General features: G+C 60.4%; 17 protein-coding genes and 1 tRNA gene. 11 read left to right on the plus strand and 7 right to left on the minus strand.

The features are described from left to right. Positions 1–343 precede the first annotated feature (343 nt). The gene (locus BSG19_RS08715; RefSeq protein WP_092986793.1) at positions 344–1,672 is read right to left on the minus strand and encodes a DEAD/DEAH box helicase; all 1,329 of its coding nucleotides are present in this window, start codon (positions 1,670–1,672) and stop codon (positions 344–346) included. Between BSG19_RS08715 and BSG19_RS08720 the strand changes: the two genes are divergently transcribed. Further along, positions 1,654–2,613, plus strand: coding sequence for a DUF3387 domain-containing protein (locus BSG19_RS08720; RefSeq protein ID WP_244529147.1), 960 nt, complete (start codon positions 1,654–1,656; stop codon positions 2,611–2,613). The genes BSG19_RS08715 and BSG19_RS08720 overlap by 19 nt on opposite strands. 36 nt (positions 2,614–2,649) lie before the next feature. On the opposite strand, the gene BSG19_RS08725 is transcribed toward BSG19_RS08720, so the two are convergent. Further along, positions 2,650–3,585: an HNH endonuclease gene (locus BSG19_RS08725; RefSeq protein ID WP_092986795.1), complete on the minus strand. Its 936-nt coding sequence runs from the start codon at positions 3,583–3,585 to the stop codon at positions 2,650–2,652. A 397-nt stretch (positions 3,586–3,982) separates the two neighbouring features. Here BSG19_RS08725 and BSG19_RS08730 point away from each other — a divergent pair, with 397 nt between their 5' ends. The 6 genes from BSG19_RS08730 to BSG19_RS08755 all read left to right on the plus strand — a co-directional run bounded on the left by BSG19_RS08730 (position 3,983) and on the right by BSG19_RS08755 (position 11,317). Continuing rightward, positions 3,983–5,182, plus strand: a complete 1,200-nt coding sequence (locus tag BSG19_RS08730; protein WP_092986797.1) for a hypothetical protein — start codon at positions 3,983–3,985, stop codon at positions 5,180–5,182. 247 nt (positions 5,183–5,429) lie between these two features. Then, on the plus strand, positions 5,430–6,470 hold the full coding sequence (locus BSG19_RS08735) for a hypothetical protein (RefSeq protein ID WP_244529148.1): 1,041 nt from the start codon (positions 5,430–5,432) through the stop codon (positions 6,468–6,470). A gap of 467 nt (positions 6,471–6,937) precedes the next feature. Further along, positions 6,938–8,863: an ATP-binding protein gene (locus tag BSG19_RS08740; RefSeq protein ID WP_092986799.1), complete on the plus strand. Its 1,926-nt coding sequence runs from the start codon at positions 6,938–6,940 to the stop codon at positions 8,861–8,863. Beyond that, complete coding sequence (locus BSG19_RS08745) at positions 8,860–9,645, plus strand: ATP-dependent metallopeptidase FtsH/Yme1/Tma family protein (protein ID WP_244529150.1); 786 nt, start codon at positions 8,860–8,862, stop codon at positions 9,643–9,645. The genes BSG19_RS08740 and BSG19_RS08745 overlap by 4 nt, the downstream gene beginning before the upstream one ends. A 75-nt stretch (positions 9,646–9,720) precedes the next feature. Then, positions 9,721–10,671: a DUF429 domain-containing protein gene (locus tag BSG19_RS08750; RefSeq protein WP_092986801.1), complete on the plus strand. Its 951-nt coding sequence runs from the start codon at positions 9,721–9,723 to the stop codon at positions 10,669–10,671. Positions 10,672–10,981: 310 nt separating this feature from the next. Then, entirely contained in the window at positions 10,982–11,317 is a 336-nt protein-coding gene (locus BSG19_RS08755; RefSeq protein WP_092986803.1) for a hypothetical protein, read from the plus strand. Between the two features lie 336 nt (positions 11,318–11,653). Here the strand turns inward: BSG19_RS08755 and BSG19_RS08760 are convergent, their stop codons facing one another. The 3 genes from BSG19_RS08760 to BSG19_RS08770 form a co-directional block, all read right to left on the minus strand. Continuing rightward, entirely contained in the window at positions 11,654–13,522 is a 1,869-nt protein-coding gene (locus BSG19_RS08760) for a tyrosine-type recombinase/integrase (RefSeq protein ID WP_244529152.1), read from the minus strand. Positions 13,523–13,878: 356 nt separating this feature from the next. Then, positions 13,879–13,952: transfer RNA gene (locus tag BSG19_RS08765), tRNA-Gln, on the minus strand. A 544-nt stretch (positions 13,953–14,496) separates the two neighbouring features. Then, complete coding sequence (locus BSG19_RS08770; RefSeq protein ID WP_139274743.1) at positions 14,497–14,889, minus strand: hypothetical protein; 393 nt, start codon at positions 14,887–14,889, stop codon at positions 14,497–14,499. 24 nt (positions 14,890–14,913) lie between these two features. On the opposite strand from BSG19_RS08770, the gene BSG19_RS08775 reads away from it, so the two are divergent. From BSG19_RS08775 to BSG19_RS08785, 3 genes are read left to right on the plus strand one after another with little or no spacing between them, the layout of a single operon-like run. Beyond that, the gene (locus BSG19_RS08775) at positions 14,914–16,515 is read left to right on the plus strand and encodes a Ppx/GppA phosphatase family protein (RefSeq protein WP_244529154.1); all 1,602 of its coding nucleotides are present in this window, start codon (positions 14,914–14,916) and stop codon (positions 16,513–16,515) included. Continuing rightward, complete coding sequence (locus BSG19_RS08780; RefSeq protein WP_092986811.1) at positions 16,512–17,294, plus strand: RlmE family RNA methyltransferase; 783 nt, start codon at positions 16,512–16,514, stop codon at positions 17,292–17,294. Before BSG19_RS08775 ends, BSG19_RS08780 begins: the two co-directional genes overlap by 4 nt. Before the next feature lie 4 nt (positions 17,295–17,298). Further along, the gene (locus BSG19_RS08785; protein WP_092986813.1) at positions 17,299–17,682 is read left to right on the plus strand and encodes a VOC family protein; all 384 of its coding nucleotides are present in this window, start codon (positions 17,299–17,301) and stop codon (positions 17,680–17,682) included. Here BSG19_RS08785 and BSG19_RS08790 read toward each other — a convergent pair whose 3' ends face one another. Further along, positions 17,683–19,107: an MFS transporter gene (locus BSG19_RS08790; protein ID WP_092986815.1), complete on the minus strand. Its 1,425-nt coding sequence runs from the start codon at positions 19,105–19,107 to the stop codon at positions 17,683–17,685. Positions 19,108–19,452: 345 nt separating this feature from the next. Here BSG19_RS08790 and BSG19_RS08795 point away from each other — a divergent pair, with 345 nt between their 5' ends. Then, complete coding sequence (locus BSG19_RS08795) at positions 19,453–20,454, plus strand: MBL fold metallo-hydrolase (RefSeq protein WP_092986817.1); 1,002 nt, start codon at positions 19,453–19,455, stop codon at positions 20,452–20,454. Between the two features lie 36 nt (positions 20,455–20,490). On the opposite strand, the gene BSG19_RS08800 is transcribed toward BSG19_RS08795, so the two are convergent. Next, positions 20,491–20,799: an ATPase inhibitor subunit zeta gene (locus BSG19_RS08800; protein ID WP_092986819.1), complete on the minus strand. Its 309-nt coding sequence runs from the start codon at positions 20,797–20,799 to the stop codon at positions 20,491–20,493. Between the last annotated feature and the right edge of the window lie 282 nt (positions 20,800–21,081).

Genomic DNA, 21,081 nt, shown 5'->3' on the forward strand with positions numbered 1-21,081 from the left:
ATTGTCAAAGACGCAGCCTAAGTTCCTTGGAAAACGCCACTCTTTGGTCAGGGAGAAAGTCTCTGATTTGAAGCGCAAACTGGTCTAAAATAGTTCGCCCAGGTGGCCGAGATTCACACACGATTTTAGGGTGTTAACGGAAAGGCCTTGAAAATTCATCTATCTTCCCATCGCGAGCGACCTTTAGATGTCATCTTGTGCCCTGGCTTTGGGCATCAGTCGACAGCATGGGCACGCGGCAATAATTTCCGCTTCCCGCCTCAGTTGCGGTGCCGCAACGGCCAGTTTTTCGATCTGCAGGATAAGTTTTGGCCCGGACACAGTGATCTTCGAAAATCGGATACTATGCAATTTCGTATCCGCCATCCTTTGAGAGTTCCGGGAGAGCGGCCCCCTCTCGATTGAACATCGCGGCCATTGCATTCTGCACCGGATTGATGGTTGAGCGGCGACTATCGTTTTTCAGCATGGCCTGTAGTTGATCGGCGTCATCGTCCGTGTCGCCCATGGGCCATAGAACACTTTTCGCCAGATTCCGCTTTTTCGTCATCAAGCTGTTCAAAAGGCAATCGAAGGAATGCTCCTGGAAGGCCGGGTGAATGGCCATCGGCATATGCACTGTCACAGGTTTCGTTTGGCCGATCCGATGCACACGATCGTTGCACTGTTCCTCAACGGCAGGGTTCCACCAGCGCGATAGATGAATGACATGAGTCGCGGCGGTCAAAGTCAGGCCGGTTCCCGCTGCTTTCGGCCCGAGGACGAGGAGATCAAACCCTCGATCATTGGCAAGGTGTCGCTGAAAGCGGTTGACGATTTCCTGACGCCGGTGGATCGGAGTGGAGCCGTTAATCAGATCGACCCGCTCCAGTCCGAAGACATGTTTCACCAGGCTGATGAAGCGGTGCTGCATCTGAACGTGTTCGATAAAGACAAGCGCACGCTCACCTCTCCCCCGGATCGTTTCCAGCACGGAGAAGCAGGAAGAAAGGCGGGCAGACATCTCAATGAAGGCTTGGGCCTCCTCAGAGGCCGTAATAGCGGGATGGACCGAAACCGTACGAATGTGGTGTAGCATCTTTAGGGCGCCGCCTCGGCTGCTTGTCGCGAGTTTCAAGCGGGCATCTTCGTAAGTCCGCGAGTGATGTTCGGGCATAAGCCGCGGCCGCAGAACTCTCCGCTTAATCGGCAGATCACGAGCGACGTTTTCCTTAAGACGGCGCCGCGCCATGGGTGGATGACCGTCCTTTCCACTGAACACGAGGTTGCTCAGTTCGCTCATGTTTCCTTCGTCAGGGCTTTTGAATCGCGCCCGGAAATCGCGAAGTGTACCAAGTGGTCCTGGAAACAGTTGCTCGAAGATGGCCCAGAGGTCGATAGTCGTATTTTCGATCGGGGTGCCGGTCAGGCCGATGTGGAAATCCGCGTTCACGGCGACACCGGCTTTCGCGCGCAGGCTGACTGGGTTCTTCAAGGCCTGAATTTCGTCGAACACGGCCACGCTGAAGGGGATGGCGCCCAGTGAGTGCTGATAATTCGTGAGCGTCGTGTAGGTCGTCAGCACCCAAAAGTCATGTCCGCGGCCTTGGCGGATCGCATCTTCCAGAAATCCGAGTTCGAGAAGTGAATCGCCGAACTCTGTATCCATTCCCCGTGCACCAATCTTCTTCATTGCGCCCGTCGCACTGCCATAAGCCCTTCGAGCGGCTCAGAGCACTTGCAGACGGCATCGACTGGATCCTGAGGTGGCAGCAGGCGGAGGCCGCGAAGGTCGACAGTCAGGAGGCCAAGAAACAGGCCCACCGGCGATATCAGGATGCCGTTTTGGAACTCAGCAAGGCATATGCACTTGCCTCTGCGAGTGATGATGCCGCCGAGATCAGGGATGAAGTGGGCTTCTTCCAGGCTGTTAGAGCCGCGCTCGTCAAGACCACGGCCACCGGCAAGATCTCCGATAGGGCAAAGTCATTGGCTGTCGAGCAGCTTCTCAATCAGGCTGTGGCCAATGCCGAGATTGTCGACATCCTCAAAGCTGCGGGCCTCGACAGTCCCGATATTTCCGTTCTTTCCGACCAATTCCTCGCCGACATCCAGAAGATGGAGAAAAAGAACCTTGCCCTGGAGGCGCTGAAAAAGCTGCTGAACGGCGAAATCAAGAGCCGCTCGAAATCCAACGTGGTTGAGGCCAAAACCTTCTCTCGTCGGCTAGAGGAGGCCGTAGCGCGTTACCATGCCAACGCCATTTCCACCGTCGAGATGATCCAAGAACTCATCGCCTTGGCAAAGGAGATGCAGGCTGCCTCCGCCCGTGGCGAAGAGATGGGGCTAACTCCAGAAGAAATTGCCTTCTACGATGCCTTGGCGGGCAATGACAATGCCGTTGAGGCAATGGGCAGCGAGCAACTTCGTGTCATTGCCCACGAACTCGTCGAGCAGATGCGCGGCTCGGTCACCGTCGACTGGCAGCACAAGGCAAGTGCGCGAGCGAAAATGCGGATTCTGGTGAAGCGCATTCTAAAACGGTTCGGCTATCCGCCGGACTTGGAGCAGGAGGCTGTCCAGACGGTACTGGCTCAGGCGGAACTGCTGCTGCAAGAAATCGCTGTTAAGTAGATTATTGATCGTACTCGCCGGAAATAATTTCCGCTATCATCCCTTGAAGACCGTGTTCCGATGATGCCTCAGAAACTGGGAATGCGGCCGGTCTTCAAACCGATCTGGCAAAATCAAGCGGAGATCAGAATTGATCAACCTTCGCGCCGTATCCGGAACAGATCCCTCGGCAATGAGAATGCTGTAGTCGTCGTCGACAGAAATCAGCCCTCTATCGAACATCCAATGCACTGTTCCGGACAAAGCGATGCCGTTGCGAACACTATCGGGGCCGTTGTCGGCAACGGGACGGATGTGCGCAGCCTCGACTTCGGAGCGTCCGCCGCCGTTGATGAGTTTGAGGCCGGTGACGGCGCATGTATCGCGGTACGCAGTCTTGATCGCGGCGGAGAATGCACGGTCCCTGAACGGCCTCTGCACGACTTGGGATATGAGCCGGCGCTCCACGAATTCAGGCTCATAGGCAACCTGGTTCTGCTCGCGAAACCCGTCATTCGCCTGTTCGGCAGGGTCAGGAACCGGCCGAGTCCGGTCTTTGACGCCGAGGACATGGGCGAAGCCCGCAGCTAGGATCAGGTCGTATTCGGTCTCGGGCATGGTCCGCACCGCGCGACCAAAAGCACCTTTGTTCGTCGAACCATCGGCCTTTTGGAGCCCGCTTTCATAGTAGTGGCTGCCGTCCTTGAATGGCACGTCATGATCGAACGGAAGAAAATCCTCGATGAGCGCGTAAAAGTGGTCCGGTTTGGACGGATCTGAGATGATGGAAGCTATGCGTGCCGTCGCGAAGTAAGCCTGCTTGCCTCCTGTACGCATCAGGTCGCCGCTCGGACGCCGTGGTTCGTAATAGACAATCCAGTCCGATAGAGCGGCCTCGACCTGACGCAGATACGTCCTTGGAAAATGATAGCGCTGCTCAGGCAGGTCGTCATAGGTCGGATCGATTTTCGTCGTCAGTACCGCTTTCGTCATCGCGCCGTCTCCTGCCCTGAAGCGGTCTACCAGGCGCGTAGATGTGGCGAAATAGCAATCCTCAGCATCGCAGTGGCGGTAACACCTGTTACGCCTGAGCCTCACTCTTTTGGACGGCATGGCCCCCGGCACTCTCCAAACCACCTTCATCAACGTCTCACCAGGACAAAAGGCGGCCTTAGATACTTGAAGTATCTCTCACAGCAAAATAATTTTTTTCAGTTATTAATACGGTTAATTTTGGCAAGAACGAAGGTTAGTTATAAGTATATGCAGGCGCTTTTCTTTGGCGTGCAGACTGATGAAATTTGACAAGCGTATGATTTAGAACGACAATAAGTGAATTCACAGTGCGAAAGCGTTGTGGTGATCTGAAACGCGTTTGAAGGATAATCATATGAACGCCACCATCACGACTACCAAGTTCGACTACGATGCATACGATATCATTGAGGATGATAAAAGGAGACTTGAAGATAGCGCATCCCATATCTACCAGCTCGGTCGGAAATCGACAGAGCAGGCCTTTCAACTTGGCGAGCATCTTGAGCATGCCAGTGAGCTTCTTCCAGAAGGTTCATTCGGAAAGTGGGTTGGGAAGCGATGCGGGATGACAGAGCGTCACGCGCGAAATTTCCGCGCAATTCATCGTGTCCTCGCGCCATACCGGCCTCGACTGGTCGATCTTGGCGTCAACTCCACGGTGCTCGTTCGACTGACGGCGGCAACGGATGATCAGATCGAGGCTGCCATCGATCTGTGCAGAGCGAACGGGTCGATCAAGGTCAAGGACGTGCAGGCGATCCTGGCTATGGAAACCGACGACAAGCCGACGCCGACAATCGACCCTGCGGATGTCGGCGGTGTAGATGGCCTCAAAGCATTGATTGTCGCGAAAGTGCGGGAAGGGCTTCGGCTGTTCCTCATGCACGTTGCAGAGATTCAAGCCAAGATCACCGCAGCGCTTTCTGGCAAACGCGTGGTCAAGTCAAAGCTTGCCGACGAGGTTGTGGTCGTTACCCGTCTTGCGAAGGCGGAACTCAAGAGTTTGGCGTTGTTCGTACAGCCGGGTGGGTTCGATCCGAGCGTCGTGTGGGACACCACCTTTGCAAATGGAAGTCACTGGGCTCGAGTATTCAGTGTTCTCCAAGACTTGGGCGGCATCGATAGCTGGCCAGAAGCGACAAAGGTTCGTTCTTGGCTAGAGGTGGACGTTCTTCCGGCTCTCGACTGGGCAACCGCGAAAACCAAGATGCCGGTCTGGCTGGATTCAGCCGCCATCACTCCGTCCGACGTCAGCGGCGTCACTGTGGTGCCTGAAGATGGCAAGATCGCTACCCAGGCCCCAGAATCCAAGCACCGGCAGACGGAGCTCGCGCTGAACAGTGCGTTCAATTCCGGACACCGGGCGGTTGCTCGCAGTCCCGCTGTAGCCGATGTTAAGACTAAGGCTTGGCCGTCGCTCGTATCGGCTCACGCTGACGACGACGAGACTTTGGGAGCCTTCTTCTCAAAGGAGGATCTTGGGTCGGATATCGAGACGCGCGATTTCCCCCAACTGACGGCCTCAGACATCTTGCCGGCCCATTCGCTTTGAAGCGAGTATCGGGAGCTGACATCGTTAGCTCCCGGAAACACTTACCCGTAAGCACCTATCAACCTCGTGAGCCCGAAATTAACCGTGTTCGGGCTCTGTTCTCATCGAGCTCACCGAGGTCCTTGAGATCCAGGTATGGTCCTGTCATCTCTAAACGCGTTCCAGACGGGAACATGAACGGCCCGAGCCGGTGCGCCAACACCGACAAGGGCCTGACCCTCCGCCTTCTTAGAAAAGGAATCGGGCTATGAGTACCCATACTGCCTCTGTCTCTACCGGGGAAGCTCCCCAAACCCTTCGCCGTTTCGGCATCCGTGCATCCGTTACGGCCGTCGAGCCGCCAGCGCTTCGGCGCTTCCCGCACAGCGTCCGCTTCGCAGAGGTCGAGGCCGACCTCGAGCTTCTGCTCGACAAGGCGATTGCCGCGATTGCCGATGGCGAGCCTGCTGATGACGAGATCCTCGGTCACTACGTCCATGTCGCCTCTCTGGTCCGCGCCATCAGCTTCCGGGAAGGCAAGCTCCTGGAACAGGCAGTCGAGCGCCTATCGAAAGCGAACCCGGATCTCATCGTGCTGACGCAGTCGATCAAGCTTCCACTCGTGAAGACGGCGATTGAGGCGATTGCCGGAAACGCCTGGCATGATCTCGATGGCATTAAGCTCGACTGCGAGGCCCCGGCTAAGGGATCCTACACCCCGGACTTGATCATCGTGAACCGCGCCCGGCACTCGGCTTCTATCTTGGATGTCAAGCGTTCGCTCGCGTCCTACGGCGACACGAGCCGGCTGGAGGAGTTGAAGGCAAAAATGATGGCGGCTGCGATGATCCTGCCGGACTGGCTGTACAAGACCCAAAAGCGGACCATGGTCGATACGGTTGGTGTTGCCATTGTCGATGGCGCAAGCCGTCCGAGCAGTCATGAGACCGGCATCTGGGCCTTGTCGGAGATCGACGACCTGCTGGAGATCGATGGTGCGGCAGCCTGCATGGCCGAGCTTCGCCGTCGCTTCGGCATCCGGGTGCAGCAGCTTCTCGAAGCGGAGGCCCGCAAGGCGCTGGGTCTGGCCGGGGTGGCACCGGCCGCCATCACGGGCGTTCCACCAGCCGGGATCCGTCGGGCGATGATCAACCTCAACGCTCTTGGGTCTAACAGCGACGATGGCGATGAGGATGTCATCCTCCCCTTCGAGGCTGACGAGCAGGATGAGCCCGCGGAGGATCTGCCGCCGATCCGCCAGCCACAGCGCATCCGCGTCGGCTTTGCCCGTCGGCTGCTCGATAGCTGACCGACCGCTGACTGTGCTGCGGCGTGAGGACATGTCCTGTCGCGCCTCCAGCCTTTCATCTCGCATCATCCCCCTTCTATTGCCGCCGTCCCTATAGGACGCTGCGTGCGGAGCTTTGTCCCCATGTCATCCTCAGACACATCCCTGCCTTCATCCCGACGGTCCACAATCCGCTGCGATGCCGCCGAGGCGGAAACACAGACTTCATCCGTCTGTGAGCGCCATCTTGATCCTGCCGTGCTGATCGGCCTGTCTCTTGCCTATGCCCGGCGACGAGCAGCGGTGCCTGCAGCAATCGCCTTGCCGTTGACGGAGCTTGCAGCCAAGGGTGATGCCACCTGCCGCCTTGTCTCCGACTGGCTTGCGACGCGCTCGAACTCCGCGTCTCGACCCTCTTATAGCCGCGGCCGCGCGCGCTCGCGGTTTCCCAAAACGGCAATTATTGCCGCGACCGGGGAGGGTACCCGATGAACAGATTGTCCCGTTTGTTTGTCCGTCGCCTGCGTCATCTTGCAGCCCGCGATACCCGCCGTCATGCCTCGGCGAATGGCTTGATCGCCGTGTCGAGCATCGACGTGCAAGGCCATCTCGTGCGGCGCTACACCCCGGCCTTTAACACCGGCTCGCTGACATTCAACCGGTCCGCGGATCTTGCCTGGCTGACCCGGACCTTCGGCTCGCTGTTACTGGACGCTGTCAAGCCGGAGGCCGATGGAGCGGCCGCCGTTGTCGCGCAGTCGACCACCAAACTGTCCGGCACGCCTTCCAGGGCGGTCAGCCTGCGAGCAGACACAGCCCTCGATCTCCCAGAACCCATTCCCGACCGGCGTGCGTACGCCACGACGCTGGTCGGCTTGGCAGCGCCTCCCGTTCATGTCGCACATCTTGCTACCGCCTTGCTCATCGCCCGCGCCATCACCTCATTCCGCATGACGCTGCGACGCGTGGTCGAGATCATCCGGCGACCGGCCCCAATCATCGTCCTGCGATCACAGGTGGAGGGGACACAGGACGCGTTCTTGCGGCTGATCGAGATGACTGGTCTTGTCCCGTCAGGTCCCTATGCAGGTCTGTCCGGCGACAGTTTCTATGAGCGCGACGTCGGTGGCTTTACGGACATGGCCCTTCGACGCCGCTTCGTGTTCTTCCAGGGAAAAGAAACTGGCCGCGAAAGCCGGGCCATGAAGCGCGGGCTGGCGGCTGTGCTTGGCAAAGAGGATCCGATCCTTGCCATCGCGCACCACGTCACCGACATCCCAGACCAGATCTCGGCGGCAGCCGACTTGCATCTCGATGCCGGCGCGGTCGATCGGGCGTTCGTGGTCGATCTCTTCGAAGCGGTCTATGGCGATGTCGACGGTATGGTCTTAGATAACCCCCATCTCAGGGCGTTCGATGCGAGTGTGTTGACGCTTGACGATCTCGCCCTTGCGCTGCGACCCGGCCGACCGCGGGATGAGGCTCTGGTTGCCCTCCGCCAGCTTGCTGCGTGCAAGGTTCAGGGCGAACGCGGTGAGGATACCAGGGACAATCGAGATAGGTTCCCAACTGAGCCCGCGACAGGGCAGGGGACAGCGAGGGAAGGGAAGAAGGCTTCGGCGGCTCCCTCGTCCAGGAAAGGCAAACCGTCAGGCGCTGAGGTTATTCACCCGCAACCTACTCCCGGCGACCGTGCAGAGGGCGGCAAGCCACCGGTGACCGTCGAGACCCTGTCGGGCTATGGCGCAGCGCGAACCTGGGCGCTCGATCTCGGACGCGATCTTGGTGACTACCGAACCGGCGACCTCGGCTGGGACGAGATGAGCACCAAGCTGTTGCTGTCTGGCCCGCCAGGAACCGGCAAGACCAGCTTCGCACGGGCTCTGTGCAACACCTTGCAGGTCCCGCTAGTGGTGACATCGGTCTCGACCTGGCTGCAGGGCGGCCATCTCAACGATGTCATCGACCGGATGTCGCGAACCTTCGCCGAAGCGCGCGATCACGCACCATGCATTCTGTTCATCGACGAGATCGACGGGATCGGGAAACGGGTCGATCCCAACCGCGAGTACAGCGAATACTGGAACGCTATCGTCAACAAAATGCTCGAGCTGCTCGATGGCGCAGTCAGATGCGAGGGTGTCGTTGTGGTCGGTGCGACGAACAGGCCCGAGCAGATCGACAAGGCAATCAAGCGTTCCGGCCGGCTGGAGACGCATATCGAAATCCCCAAACCCGACATTCCGGCACTGGCCGGGATCATCGCCCATCATCTCGGCAAGGACGTCGATGTGGTGCTGCAGACTGCCGAGCTATCGAAGCGGCAATGGATCGATACGGCGGTCGGAAATGCCCTTGAGGAAGAGACGTTCGGTGCGCCCGTTGATACCGATCAGGAGGGAGCCCGAGCATGACACCCATCTCCTCGATCATGACGACAACGTCGAACGCTTCCGGCCTTCAACCGACGGATGCCTTGGCCCCGGAGACCGCGCCGCTGTTACGGCAGCTTGCAACCCGCGCGATGGGCATGACCGGTGCGGATATCGAGCGGATCGTCCGGCAAGCCCGGTTGACGGCACGCCGCGAGAAGCGGCCGTTGCGCTATGATGATATCGAAGCCGGCCTTCGCAATCACCGACCGACCCTGCCCTACGATGTCAGATGGCGCTACGCGATCCATGAGGCGGGCCATGCCGTGGTGCATCACGCGCTCGGTCTTGGCGATGTCACCGGACTGACGATCGACGCCAACGACGGCGGTTACAACATCCTGAACTTCAGCGGCGGCAGCGCGGGCACGCTTGCTTGGCATGAAAACATGATGGCTATGCTGATGGCTGGTCGGGCGGCCGAGTTGCTTTTGCTGACGTCAGCTTCCACGGGATCGGCAGGTGCTGACCACTCCGATCTCGCCAAGGCGACCGACCTTGGACTGGCGATGGAGACAAAGCTTGGCTTTGGCGGCGTTCGGCCGCTGCTGTATTTATCGCATCCCGTTCCGGAACAGGCACTGACCTCTGATCGGAATCTGGCGAACCGCGTCCACGTCCGCATCGAGACAGGGCTGGAGCTGGCAATGGAGGTGATCAAGCTCAATCGGCCGCCAATGGACGCCCTGGTGAGAGCCCTGTTCGGTGCCCAGGCACTGGACGGTCCGGCAGTCATGGCGATCCTGCGGAGGTCCTATGACTAGCGGTGCATCAGGATAACAGCCTCAAAAGCTCATTGTTCTGATACAGATGTCTCGGAGCAATGGGGGCGCAGAGGTATGACCATTTCGGTGATCGCGCACTGTGACTGGAGCATCGACATGTCCAAACGTTGGATGGCGGTCGCGGTCGCGGCGCCGCAGAGCGGCTGGGTCATCGGCGTGCCTGAGCCTGTCGGCGACACTGCGTCACTGATTGATCGCCTGCAACGTCGTGCTGTCATCGGAGGCTCAGTGTTGGTTGGCTTCGACTTTCCAATCGGCTTGCCGCGATCCTACGGGCAGAAAACCGAATTCAAGTCCTTCCGGGATGCGTTGGCAGGGTTCGGCAAGGGAGCTTGGTCTGATTGGTACAAGGTCGCAGAACACCGCGACCAGATCTCGGTCCATCGTCCTTTCTATCCGATGGGTCCGGGCGGAACGAAACGCGCGCATTTGCTGGAGGGACTTGGGGTCAACGAGACCGCGGATCTGTTGCGGCGATGCGAGCGTTCGACGGCTGATCGCCAGGCGGCGTGTTCACTGTTCTGGACACTCGGCGGCAATCAGGTCGGCAAGGCAGCTCTGGCCGGCTGGCGCGAAGTCATCCTGCCGCGCCTAGACAACGTTGGCCTCTGGCCGTTCGATGGCAGCTTGCTGGAATTGACCGCCGTGCATCCCGTAGTCCTAGCTGAGACCTACCCAGGCGATGTCTACGCCCAGCTCGGCATTCCGCGCCGACCGGTGTGGAGCAAGCGGCAGCAGTTCGGCCGTCGCGCTGTCGGCAACCACCTCCAACGCTGGATCACGCGGCGAGCGCATGTGGATGCCTCAGCCATTCTCGAACTCATCGAAGATGGATTCGGTTCGGATAAGACCGGCGAAGACAGATTCGACGCGACAGTCGGACTCTTGGGCATGATCGATGTCGTCACTGAAGCAAGGCCAGAAGGCGCCCCGACCGACGATGCCGTGAAAACATGGGAAGGCTGGATTTTGGGGCAGGCCAGCTCTCGCGGCGACCTGACTTGAAGCGAGTCGACTTTTGGCAAACTCAGGCTGATGTGCCTGCAACTTGAAACACATTGCGATCATTCGATTCTAAACTGCGGATTTCTGATTCAAGCTTTTGCGCAAGCGATTCCGCAAACGCCGTTTGCAGCCGCTCGGAGCCGTGTAACTCTCCATGACGTGCAGGCACGTTGACTCAAATTGCGTTTGTTCGATTCAAAACTCGGCTGAACCGATTCCAAGTTCCGGAATTCCGATTCACGCGGAAACGCCTTGCGCCGGTGGGGCGGTCCTCTGACCATTGGTAGGAGCCAACAACGCAGGAGGACATATGACCCGGAAATCTGAAGCGGTGCGGAACCGTGAGCAGAAGGAGCGACAGCGCACACTGAGGGCGAAGCAGAAAGCAGAGAAGCGACCGGGCCGTGATGATGTGGCGCGCGTTCTTCTGCATTGGTTCATCCGCGGTGCAACGGTGAAAGGTCGCGAGCATGAACTCGACCGCACCGGAGAGATCATCGTCAAGAGACTGGTCGAACAGGGGTTCGACGAGGCCGCGTCCTACGCCGTCTTCGATGCCCTCGTCGATAAGTACGGAGGCAATGCCTGGGGCTTTCGAAGGAAACCGCATCTTCTCTATCCGCCAGAGGTCAATCAGGATGAGTGATTGCCAGGCCGCTTCAGCTTGCCTGTTTCTCCCGTAAGTCGCCCCGACTGGTGCAAACGGCGTTCAAGTGACACGACTGTCTTCCCCCCATTACTTCTTAAAACGCCGTTTGATTCTGAATCGTTTTTTTCAAGAGATAGCTGACTGGCTCGGCGACACGCTACGTACGACCGGGATTGTCCAGTCTGTAGCGCAACCCGCCGAAAGCTTCCTCGGACGGAGCAGAGGTATGAGACGTCAACGGTCTTGAGCAGCTATGGGACGGGCTGCGGCGCACGATGTACGCATAGGCACAGTGAGCACTGCCGAGGAAATGATTTCCGGCCGGCTTGCTGGTTATTTACGACCCGGTCGTGCCCACGGCGGCGGTTGTTTCTTTCTAACCCACGGCAGTAGATTGATGTCTCGAGGCTGGATATCGTCCGTAATGATCGGAAACTTTGCTAGGGCATCGCGCATCAAGGAAATACCGGCAACATCGGTATATCGATTGTTGGTTTCACCGTCGCTCAGTCGTCCGGAAAGGTCATCGATGATCGCCGGAGGAACGCCCCTCTGTTTCAGACTGTTGGAAAGGCCGTGCCGAAGTGCGTGAAGCGAGCGCTGCCAAAGAGCCTCACCGAGCGACTGCTGCATCACCGGTATGAATTGATCGTAAAAGCGATCGCCTGGATCATTCTCCGTCAAATGTGAGAATAGATCTGGGAAGAGCGCGTCGTATCCAAGCTTTTTGATCTCGGTCCTGTATTGGAGGAAATTCAATCGGATGAGTTCATCCGGCAGCGGGAGCAGCCTGTGTGATTGGATGGTCTTGATACGACGAAGCTCATTAGCCCGGACATCGACAACCCAGCCGTTTTCTGTCTCATACACATCATTCACCCCCAGGCCGGCGAGCTCCTTACGGCGCGCACCGAGGTAAACGAAAAGCAGCGGCATATAGAAAAGGCTGTCGTGATACACGACGTCGCCAGATTTTTCCCGCTCCTCCCAGCCAGCGCATCCTGTGAATATAGGGGCAGAGAAAATCGGTTTGATATCCGCGGGTGTAGGCTTGTACTGTTGGGTTCTGATTGAACCGGGCTTTGGCTTCTTTGGTCGAACGCCTTCGAACGTCCAGTCGAGAATATTGAACCCGTTACCGCGAAGATGCTGGAGGAATGTCTGAAGATTGGCAAAGTGCTTTCGGATGGTCTGGGCACTCAATCCCACCGGGGATTTTGCTCCCGATGCTTCAGCGTCCGCTCTCATCTGCAGACCTTGCTTGCGCAGGTCGGCAGTTGACAGAGCTCGGAGCTGCGAGCTTTGCCCCCATCGTGTCGGTATGTCGTTGAAGTGCTGCCGCAAACGGCCGATGTGATATTGCGTGATCTGTCCAGAATGCGCGACGTCGTGTTCCTGAAGGACGCCGGTGAATATGCGCACAAGAGCGCGCGCGTCATTTGCTGTCGCCGCCTCCCACTCGTCCTTCTTGTTCTTGACCAGGTTCTCGCACTCTTGGGTGAAAGCTGAGATGGGCAGGTCGACAAGCGTAGAACGCGCAACCTCTCCGAAATCTACGTTCCTGAGCTCCTCCTCAGGTGGCGTAGAGAGAAGTGTGAGATCGGGTGCAGTATGAGTAAGCCGAAAAGGCACTGCCTCTGAGTCTGCAGACGACGCCGAGGCTTTCGTTTGATGGGGTTGGTCCGATGACTGGTCTGCAGTTTCTCGAGGCGGTGATCCGCCCGTAAGTTCACTGAGGTTTTTGTCGGCTAACGGGTAGCGCTCGTCCGTCGCCATCAATGCATCTGCTCGACCACGGAAAATATTCATAGCTGTCCGCTCTTGGTTGAGCGCGCTGTCCGGGATCTCGAACTCCTTCATGATGGCACGAAGGCGATTCTCGTGTCCCTTATGAAGAAATTGAGATCTGGCCGAAGCGTAGTCTGCTTTGATGTTGGCGATATGTGCGTCAGGTATCCCGTTCCTGTCCAGCAGGGCGCGCCCTGGGCATCCATCGTCCAGAGTAAGCAGGGTATGGGGCCCGAAGTTCTCAAGCAGCCGGTACGCCCAACCGTTCTCCAGGTCCATCTCCACGTCTGTGATGTCATGGGGTCTTCCGCGACGACGGGCCGCAAAGGCGATGCCCTCGAGATGATCCATCATCTGGTCTCGTTCGGCCGCACACAATCTTGCCAACTGATCCTTCGTCGTCGTTCCTGCCATCGATCCTACCTTCAAGTCCGCTAGAAGGGTGTTGAGGCGCCTCGCCATCATATGTGCCTTTCTATGATCGGAGGCCTGAAGAGAGAGTGAAAGCCGGCTGCCTGCTGGGCAGAGGAGGAAACTGCGCGGAATCCGCGGCCGCCAATAAAAGATATTTCCCCGACGGATGAGGTTCTCGACGTGGTGACGAACCGTCATGAGGCTCTAGCCCTTTGAACGACCCTCAGTGTTGCCCTCGCGCGAAGCGATGGACACCACCTTTGGGCATCAGTTCTGGGCATCAGGTCGCAGTTAATGCCCAGAACGGGATCCAAAAAGGCCGAAAAAACAAGAAATTCAGGGAAAAATGAGAAAGCTGGCTGGGGAACCTGGATTCGAACCAGGACTAACGGAGTCAGAGTCCGTGGGTCTACCGTTAACCTATTCCCCAACGCGCGGGCTGTGCCCGTCGGTGTGCCGGGCTTATAGACAAAACGGGGCGGGATGCAAAGGGGGTATTTGAAAAACTTTGCGGGTTGTTCGGTTGGGCCTATTTCCGGTTCGGGAAACGGGGTGATCGTGGAGGAAGCGTGCGTCTCCGGCGGCGGAATTGTCTTTGGGGAAAAAGCAGTTGGCGAATGGCGGGCACGCTGGTAGAGTTGGGACAACGAAAATCGAGAGAGCGTCTTGAGCGACCGATTAAGGCTTCGCGCGACGCGGTGGTAAGATCAGTGAAAGACCCCGAGCACGGCGAAACGCCGTATGATAGCGGGGCGTCGGCAGCGGCCGGAAACCAGGGGGCATCCATCCCCGGGTCCGGCAAAGCCAAGCGCAGGCGTCGTAAGGCGTCGCGCAGCAGCTCCACGCATGCCAGCTCCCCAGATGCCAATCCCCAAGGCCCCTCCGTCTCTGGAGCAGGCCAGTCCGGGCATCCCGTCCTGGACGGTGAACCGGTGCGCAAGCGCAAGCGGCGGCGCAGGACGAAGTCTGCCTCGTCAGGTTCTGCACAGGGGCAGGCGCCTCTGCGTGGCGATGGAGTGGCTCACGGCCACGGCAGCAGGGCGTCTGGCGCTGATGCCCATGATCGCGGTGCCGAAACCCCTTCTGCCCACACCCATGCTGCGCAGGCGCGCGATCCGCGTGAGGGCAATTCTCATCGCGGGAGCGCCGCCGAAGGTTCGCGCCACACGCCCGCTCGCCGATCGAGCGAACGGGGAGAAGAGGCGGGCGGCCCCCGTTCGACAGGGCACAGCACAGGTGTTGCGGGACGGGATGCCGATGGCGGAACTGCGACGCAGGCCGCGTCCGACGGCAATGGTTCGAAGCCCTCGCAGGGACGCGGGCCGGAACCAGCCGGCAAGGGGCGCCGCAATCATAAGCATCGTCATCGCGGCAGCGCCCAGGCGCGCCCGTTGCAGGGAACGGATGTCGTGCGGTCCGCGCGCAATCGCGTCGGCGCGACCGGCACGGATGGTCGTGCGCCCGCTGGACAACAGAGACAGGGCCGCGGTCCGGGTGCCCAGGGCGGTGCCGGGGCGGCGGTTCATCCGGATGCGCAGGGCGTTGGCTCCCAGGCCGGTGCGGCAGGTCGTCCAGCGACGCAGCAAAGCGGCCATTCCGGACATCAGCGCTTCGAGCAGGGCAGCAATCCCGGCGGGGCTCGCGGTGGGCCGCATATGGGAGGCCCGAGCAACAAGACATCAGGACATGCTGGTCACGGACGCAGTGCAAATGGCGCGGGACAGGGTCCGCATCCGGGCCACGATGGCGTTCGCCGCGGGAGCGGGACACCGGGTCGGCACGACCCGAATGGCGCGGGTGGCGACGGATATTCCGATCGCTCGTCGCAAAACCGCCAAAACGGTGGAGAGGGTGGGTACGCCGCACGCACCGGTTCCAGCGTCAATGCCGGACATCATGCAGCAGGCGGCAGCCGCCACGCGGATATGTTCGAGAGCGACGAGTTCGGCCCGCCGCCATTATATGCGGCGCTCGATCTCGGCACCAACAATTGCCGTCTTCTGATCGCGCAGCCGACGCGGCCGGGACAGTTCCGGGTCGTGGATGGCTTCTCCCGCATCGTGCGGCTCGGCGAGGGCCTTGCGGCCAGCGGACGTTTGTCCGAGGACGCGATGAACCGTTCGGTTGAGGCGCTGAAGATCTGCGCGGCGAAGCTCGGGCACCGCAACATCCGGCGCAGCCGGCTGATCGCGACCGAAGCAGCGCGCGCGGCGGAAAACGGCGTTATCTTCATGGATCGCGTGTCTGCTGAAACCGGGCTCGAGCTTGAGATCATCGACCGGGAAACCGAGGCGCGGCTCGCCGTGTCCGGTTGCGCGTCGCTGGTGGGGCGTGAGGCGCGCTCCGTGGTGCTCTTCGATATCGGCGGCGGCTCGTCGGAAATCGCGGTGCTGCACATCGGCGACAACAGGTCGAGCCGGCTTGCCAATCACATCACCCACTGGACCTCGCTGCCGGTCGGCGTGGTCACGCTGTCGGAGCGCCATGGCGGGCGCGATGTCACGCCGGAAAGCTTCGAGGGCATGATCCGCGAGGTCTCCTGCATGCTGGACCGTTTCGACTGCCCTGACATCGAGGCCGTCCGTGCGGCGGACGATTTCCACCTCATCGGCACGTCCGGCACGGTGACGACGCTGGCCGGCGTGCATCTCGATCTGCCTCGCTACGATCGCCGTCGGGTGGACGGGCTCTGGCTGTCGGATGACGAGGTCTCGGCGATGCAGGCGCGCCTGCTGTCCTGGGATTTTGCGGCGCGCGCCGCCAATCCCTGCATCGGGCCGGATCGGGCGGATCTCGTTCTCGCCGGCTGCGCCATTCTGGAGGCCATTCGCCGCCGCTGGCCGTCGACCCGCATGCGGGTTGCCGATCGTGGGCTGCGTGAAGGCCTTTTGACGGATATGATGGCCGATGACGGCGTCTGGCGCCGCGGCCGTGGCCGCCGCCTGTCGCGTCCCGGCCCGCAAACTGGCTCCGAGGAGGGCCGAAGCTCATGACAAAGCCCCCCATCGGCGGCAATCGCACCGGGCGTAAACTCGGGCAGAAGGTAAAAAAGGGCAAGCTGAAGGCGTCGTCGCGGCGCTGGATCGAGCGCCATATCAACGACCCCTATGTGCAGCGCGCCCAGCTGGAAGGCTATCGCGCCCGCGCGGCCTTCAAGCTGCTGGAGATCGACGAGAAGCACAAGATTCTCACCGGCGCCAAGCGCATCATCGATCTGGGGGCCGCGCCCGGCAGCTGGTCGCAGATCGCCGCCAAGGTTACGAGCTCCACGGACACCGACCCGCGCGTGGTGGCGATCGATTTTCTCGATGTCGATCCGTTGCCCGGCGTCGTCATCCTGAAGCTCGATTTCCTCGATCCCTCCGCGCCCGACGCCCTGATGGATGCGCTGGGCGGCACGCCCGATCTCGTTCTCTCCGATATGGCGGCGCCCACAACCGGTCACAGGCAGACGGACCATATTCGCACCATGCACCTTTGCGAGGTTGCCGCGCACTTCGCCATCGACGTGCTCGGCCCCGGCGGGCATTTTCTGGCCAAGACCTTCCAGGGCGGCACGGAGCGCGAGCTTCTCAACCTTCTGAAGCAGAATTTCCGCCAGGTGCTGCACATCAAGCCCGCCTCGTCCCGCGCCGAATCGGTCGAGATGTTTCTTTTGGCAAAGGACTTCAAGGGCCGGCGCGAGGGCATCTCCGATCACGACGATCTCCGGGCGGAAGGTCAGACCTTTCGGGACGAGCGCGAGGATGTGACGGAGCACGAAGAGGACTGAGCGGATGTTGCTCTACGTCACCGTCGGTACGAACGATCCTGCTAGCGCAGGTCTGTTCTACGATGCCGCGCTGGCGCCTCTCGGTTTGGTTCGAAGGCAGCAAAGCGGCTCCGATATCGGCTACGCGCACCCGGATGACAGCCGCTGCCGGTTGTGGGTTGTCGCGCCCTACGACGGGCATCCGGCGAGCTTCGGCAATGGCGTGACCATCGCATTGGAGGCCGCCAGTCGCACGGCGGTGGATGCGTTTCACGCGGCGGGTCTGCGGATGGGCGGGACGTGCGAGGGTGAGCCTGGGCTCCGGCCGTTCCATCCCACATTTTACGCTGCATTTCTGCGCGATCTCGATGGCAACAAGATCGCAGCCGTTTGCGAACGCGTAGAATAGCTACTTCCCCGCCAGCGACTCCAGTTGCGCCTCACCCTTCTCCCGCGCTGCGGCGCCGTGGCCGGACACTTCGGCGCCTGCTGTCTTCGCCATGCCGATGAAGGGGATGATGGAGGTGAGGGTGATGGCGGAGATGAGCATGAAGGCGAGCTGGAAATCGCCAAGTTCCAGCTGTGTGCCGGTCCAGCGGTTTTCCACTTCCAGAATGGCGCCGGCCACGGCGACGCCCAGCGCCAGGCTCATCTGTTGCAGCACGGCGCTCATCGCGGTCGCCTTGCTGGCCATGGCGTCGGGAATGTCGGCGAAGGACAGTGCGTTGATGCTGGTGAAGAAGAACGAGCGGGCAAAGCCTGCCGCAAGCAGCACGAGGCACATGACGAGATAGGGTGTGGCGGGTGTGAAGAGCCCGTTGACGAAGGTCAGGACGGTGCCGATCAGCGCCGCGATGATCAGCGTTGTGCGGAAGCCGGCGAGAACCAGGACCCGCTTGGCGAAGAACTTCGTGGTCAGCGCGCCGATGGCACCGACGAAGGTGATCATGCCCGACTGGAAAGGCGAGAGGCCGAAGCCAACCTGCAGCATCAGCGGCATGAGAAACGGAATGGCCCCGATGGAGATGCGGAAAAGCGTGCCGCCGACGGCTGCGGCACGGAATGCGCTGTCCTTGAAAAGATTGAGGTCGAGCAGCGGCGCCGGGTGGTGACGGGCGTGGCGCACATAGAGGATGCCGCAGAGAATGCCGATGCCGGCTGCGATCACGCCGACGCTCGGCGGCAGGGCCGGCAGGCTCATGACGGAGAGGCCGAACATGGTGCCGGAGGCGGCGATGGCGCTGAGGAAGAAGCCGGTGACGTCGATCGGCGGCGGTCGGTCGCTGATCACCTCGGGCAGATAGATGCCGGAGAGGATATAGCCGAGAATGCCCACGGGAACATTGATGATAAAGATCCAGTGCCAGGAAAAATACGTGGTGATGAAGCCGCCGAGCGGCGGACCGGCCAGCGGCCCCGTCAGCGCGGGAATGCTCAAGAGCGCCATCGCGCTCACCAGTTCGCTGCGCTGCGTGCTGCGCACCAGCACCAGCCGCGCGACCGGGGTCATCATCGCGCCGCCCATGCCCTGCAGGAAGCGTGCACCGACGAAGGAGATGAGGTCGCCGGAAACGGCGCAGAGTATGGAGCCGACGATGAACACGAGGATTGCGGAGCGGAAGATGCGCTTGGCGCCGAACCTGTCGGCCATCCATCCGCTCAAGGGAATGAAGATGGCGAGCGACACCATATAGGAGGTCAGCGCCAGCTTGAGCGTGATCGGACCGACGCCGAGGTCGCGGGCGATGGCGGGCAGGGAGGTCGCGATGACGGTGGAGTCCATCTGCTCCATGAAGAGAGCGACGGCGAGGATCAGCGGAACGATGCGGTTCATGCGCAGGCAAGCCTTTTCGACGACCTTTCGGGCACCCGGCTGACGATGCCGGGGATGGCCGCCATGGTGGGAAGCAGATGCCGTTGCGCAGGCGCATTCGGTCTTGCTGGGTTGTATGGCGAGGAAGATAGAAACAGAAAGACGAAAGTCCCGCCTCCTGTCTCACGCAACAGTCAATTTCCTGTGAAGGCCTGCGTCGCGTTCTGTCAAGACCAGCATATTGCGCTACCTTGCGCGCTGCCGTCATTCTTATCGTCCGGATGGGCCCTGTCTCGTCATAAGGCAGGAGACGCACGACCAACGCGCCGGACCCGATCTCGGGTTCGCAGACAAAGGATACGATCGATGCACGGATTCTCCCTCGGCCGACGCGCCCTCTTTGCTGCAACGGCCATCGGCGCGCTGGCCACGCCGATGATCATGAAGCGCGCCGCTTTTGCGCAAGGTGCTGCTGGCCCCGGTACGAAGGAAACACCCAAAGCCACGCCGGGTGGCAAGAGTTCGAGTTTCAAGCTCGGCGATTTCACCGTCACCGCCATCAGCGATGGCTTGCGTATCGCCGACAAGCCGAACGAAACCTTCGGCATCGACCAGTCGCCGGAGGCCGTCGCGGCCCTGCTGGACAAGAATTTCCTGCCGACGGATCGCTTCGCCAATGGTTTCTCACCGGTGGTCGTGGATACCGGATCGGAGGTCGTGCTGTTCGACACCGGCAATGGCGAGGCGGGGCGCGCGGCAGGCACCGGCATGCTGCTCGAAGGCCTGCGGGCGGCGGGCTATCCACCGGAAAGCTTCACGCTCGTGGTTCTCACCCACATGCATGGCGATCATATCAATGGCCTCATGGAAGGCGGCAAGCCTGCCTTCCCGAATGCGCGCTATGTCATGGGCGAGACGGAACTGGCCTTCTGGAAGGATCCCGCCCGCGTAGGGTCGCCCGCCGAAGGCGGGCATAAAGCTGTGCTCAAGAACGTGGTGCCGCTTGTGGAGAAGGCGACGCTCATCGGTGACGCTGCCGACGTCGCATCCGGCATTTCGGCCATCGCGGCTTTCGGCCACTCTCCCGGCCACATGGTTTTCCGTGTCTCTTCGCAGGGCAAGGATCTCATGCTGACGGCCGATACGGCGAACCACTATGTCCTCTCGCTTCAGCAGCCGGACTGGCAGGTGAGGTTCGATATGGACAAGGAGAAGGCCGCAGCATCGCGCCGCAAGGTGTTCGACATGGTGGCCTCCGAACGGCTTCCCTTCATCGGCTACCACATGCCATTCCCGGCCGTCGGCTATGTGGAGAAGCTGGACGCCGGCTACCGCTTCGTGCCGGCGTCGTATCAGCTCTATCTCTGACGATGTGCTGCCTGCGTCCTGTGACGTGGGCAGCCGTCAACCTGCGTACATCTCGTCGCGCACGGCAAGGAGCATGCTGGTCATGCGGTCGCGAATATCGTCTTCCAGAAAGATGACGCCGGCAGCTTCGAAGTCGGCGTGCAGCTGGTCGATGACGCCGTTCGGGCTCTCCACGCCGGCGTTCACGATGCCACTGGCATAGGCTTCGGCATCCGGCCGGTTGATCACGGCTGCGGCCCACAGGCCGATCAGCGCATTGCGGCGCGCTTCCGCGCGGAAGCCGAGTTCTTCGTCGCGGATAAAACGTGTTTCCTGAGCGTGGGCTCGCTTGCGCAGTGCGGTCATGTTGTCGGTCCCTGTTTTTCTCTGTTTCGCCGGCAGCCCTTCTTCCGAGGCGCCGTGAAAAGAGGTCTACAGGACGCAGCTTAATTCCGTTCCAAAAGGCACGGCTAATGAAAACTGAAAATGCTTCTCCACCGGTCATCCGTTGCAGCGCCGATGTCGTCGGGCTTTTTCTGTTTCCATCCCGTCACATCCGTGTTACGTGCCCTCGCCAACTTCCATGAAACACTTGCCGCCATTCCCCTCCCAGGATGCCCGGCAGGCGACGCTCCCGCCGGAACCCCG

The sequence above is a fragment of the Rhizobium sp. NFR03 genome, assembly GCF_900111275.1.
Classification (GTDB): domain Bacteria; phylum Pseudomonadota; class Alphaproteobacteria; order Rhizobiales; family Rhizobiaceae; genus Ferranicluibacter.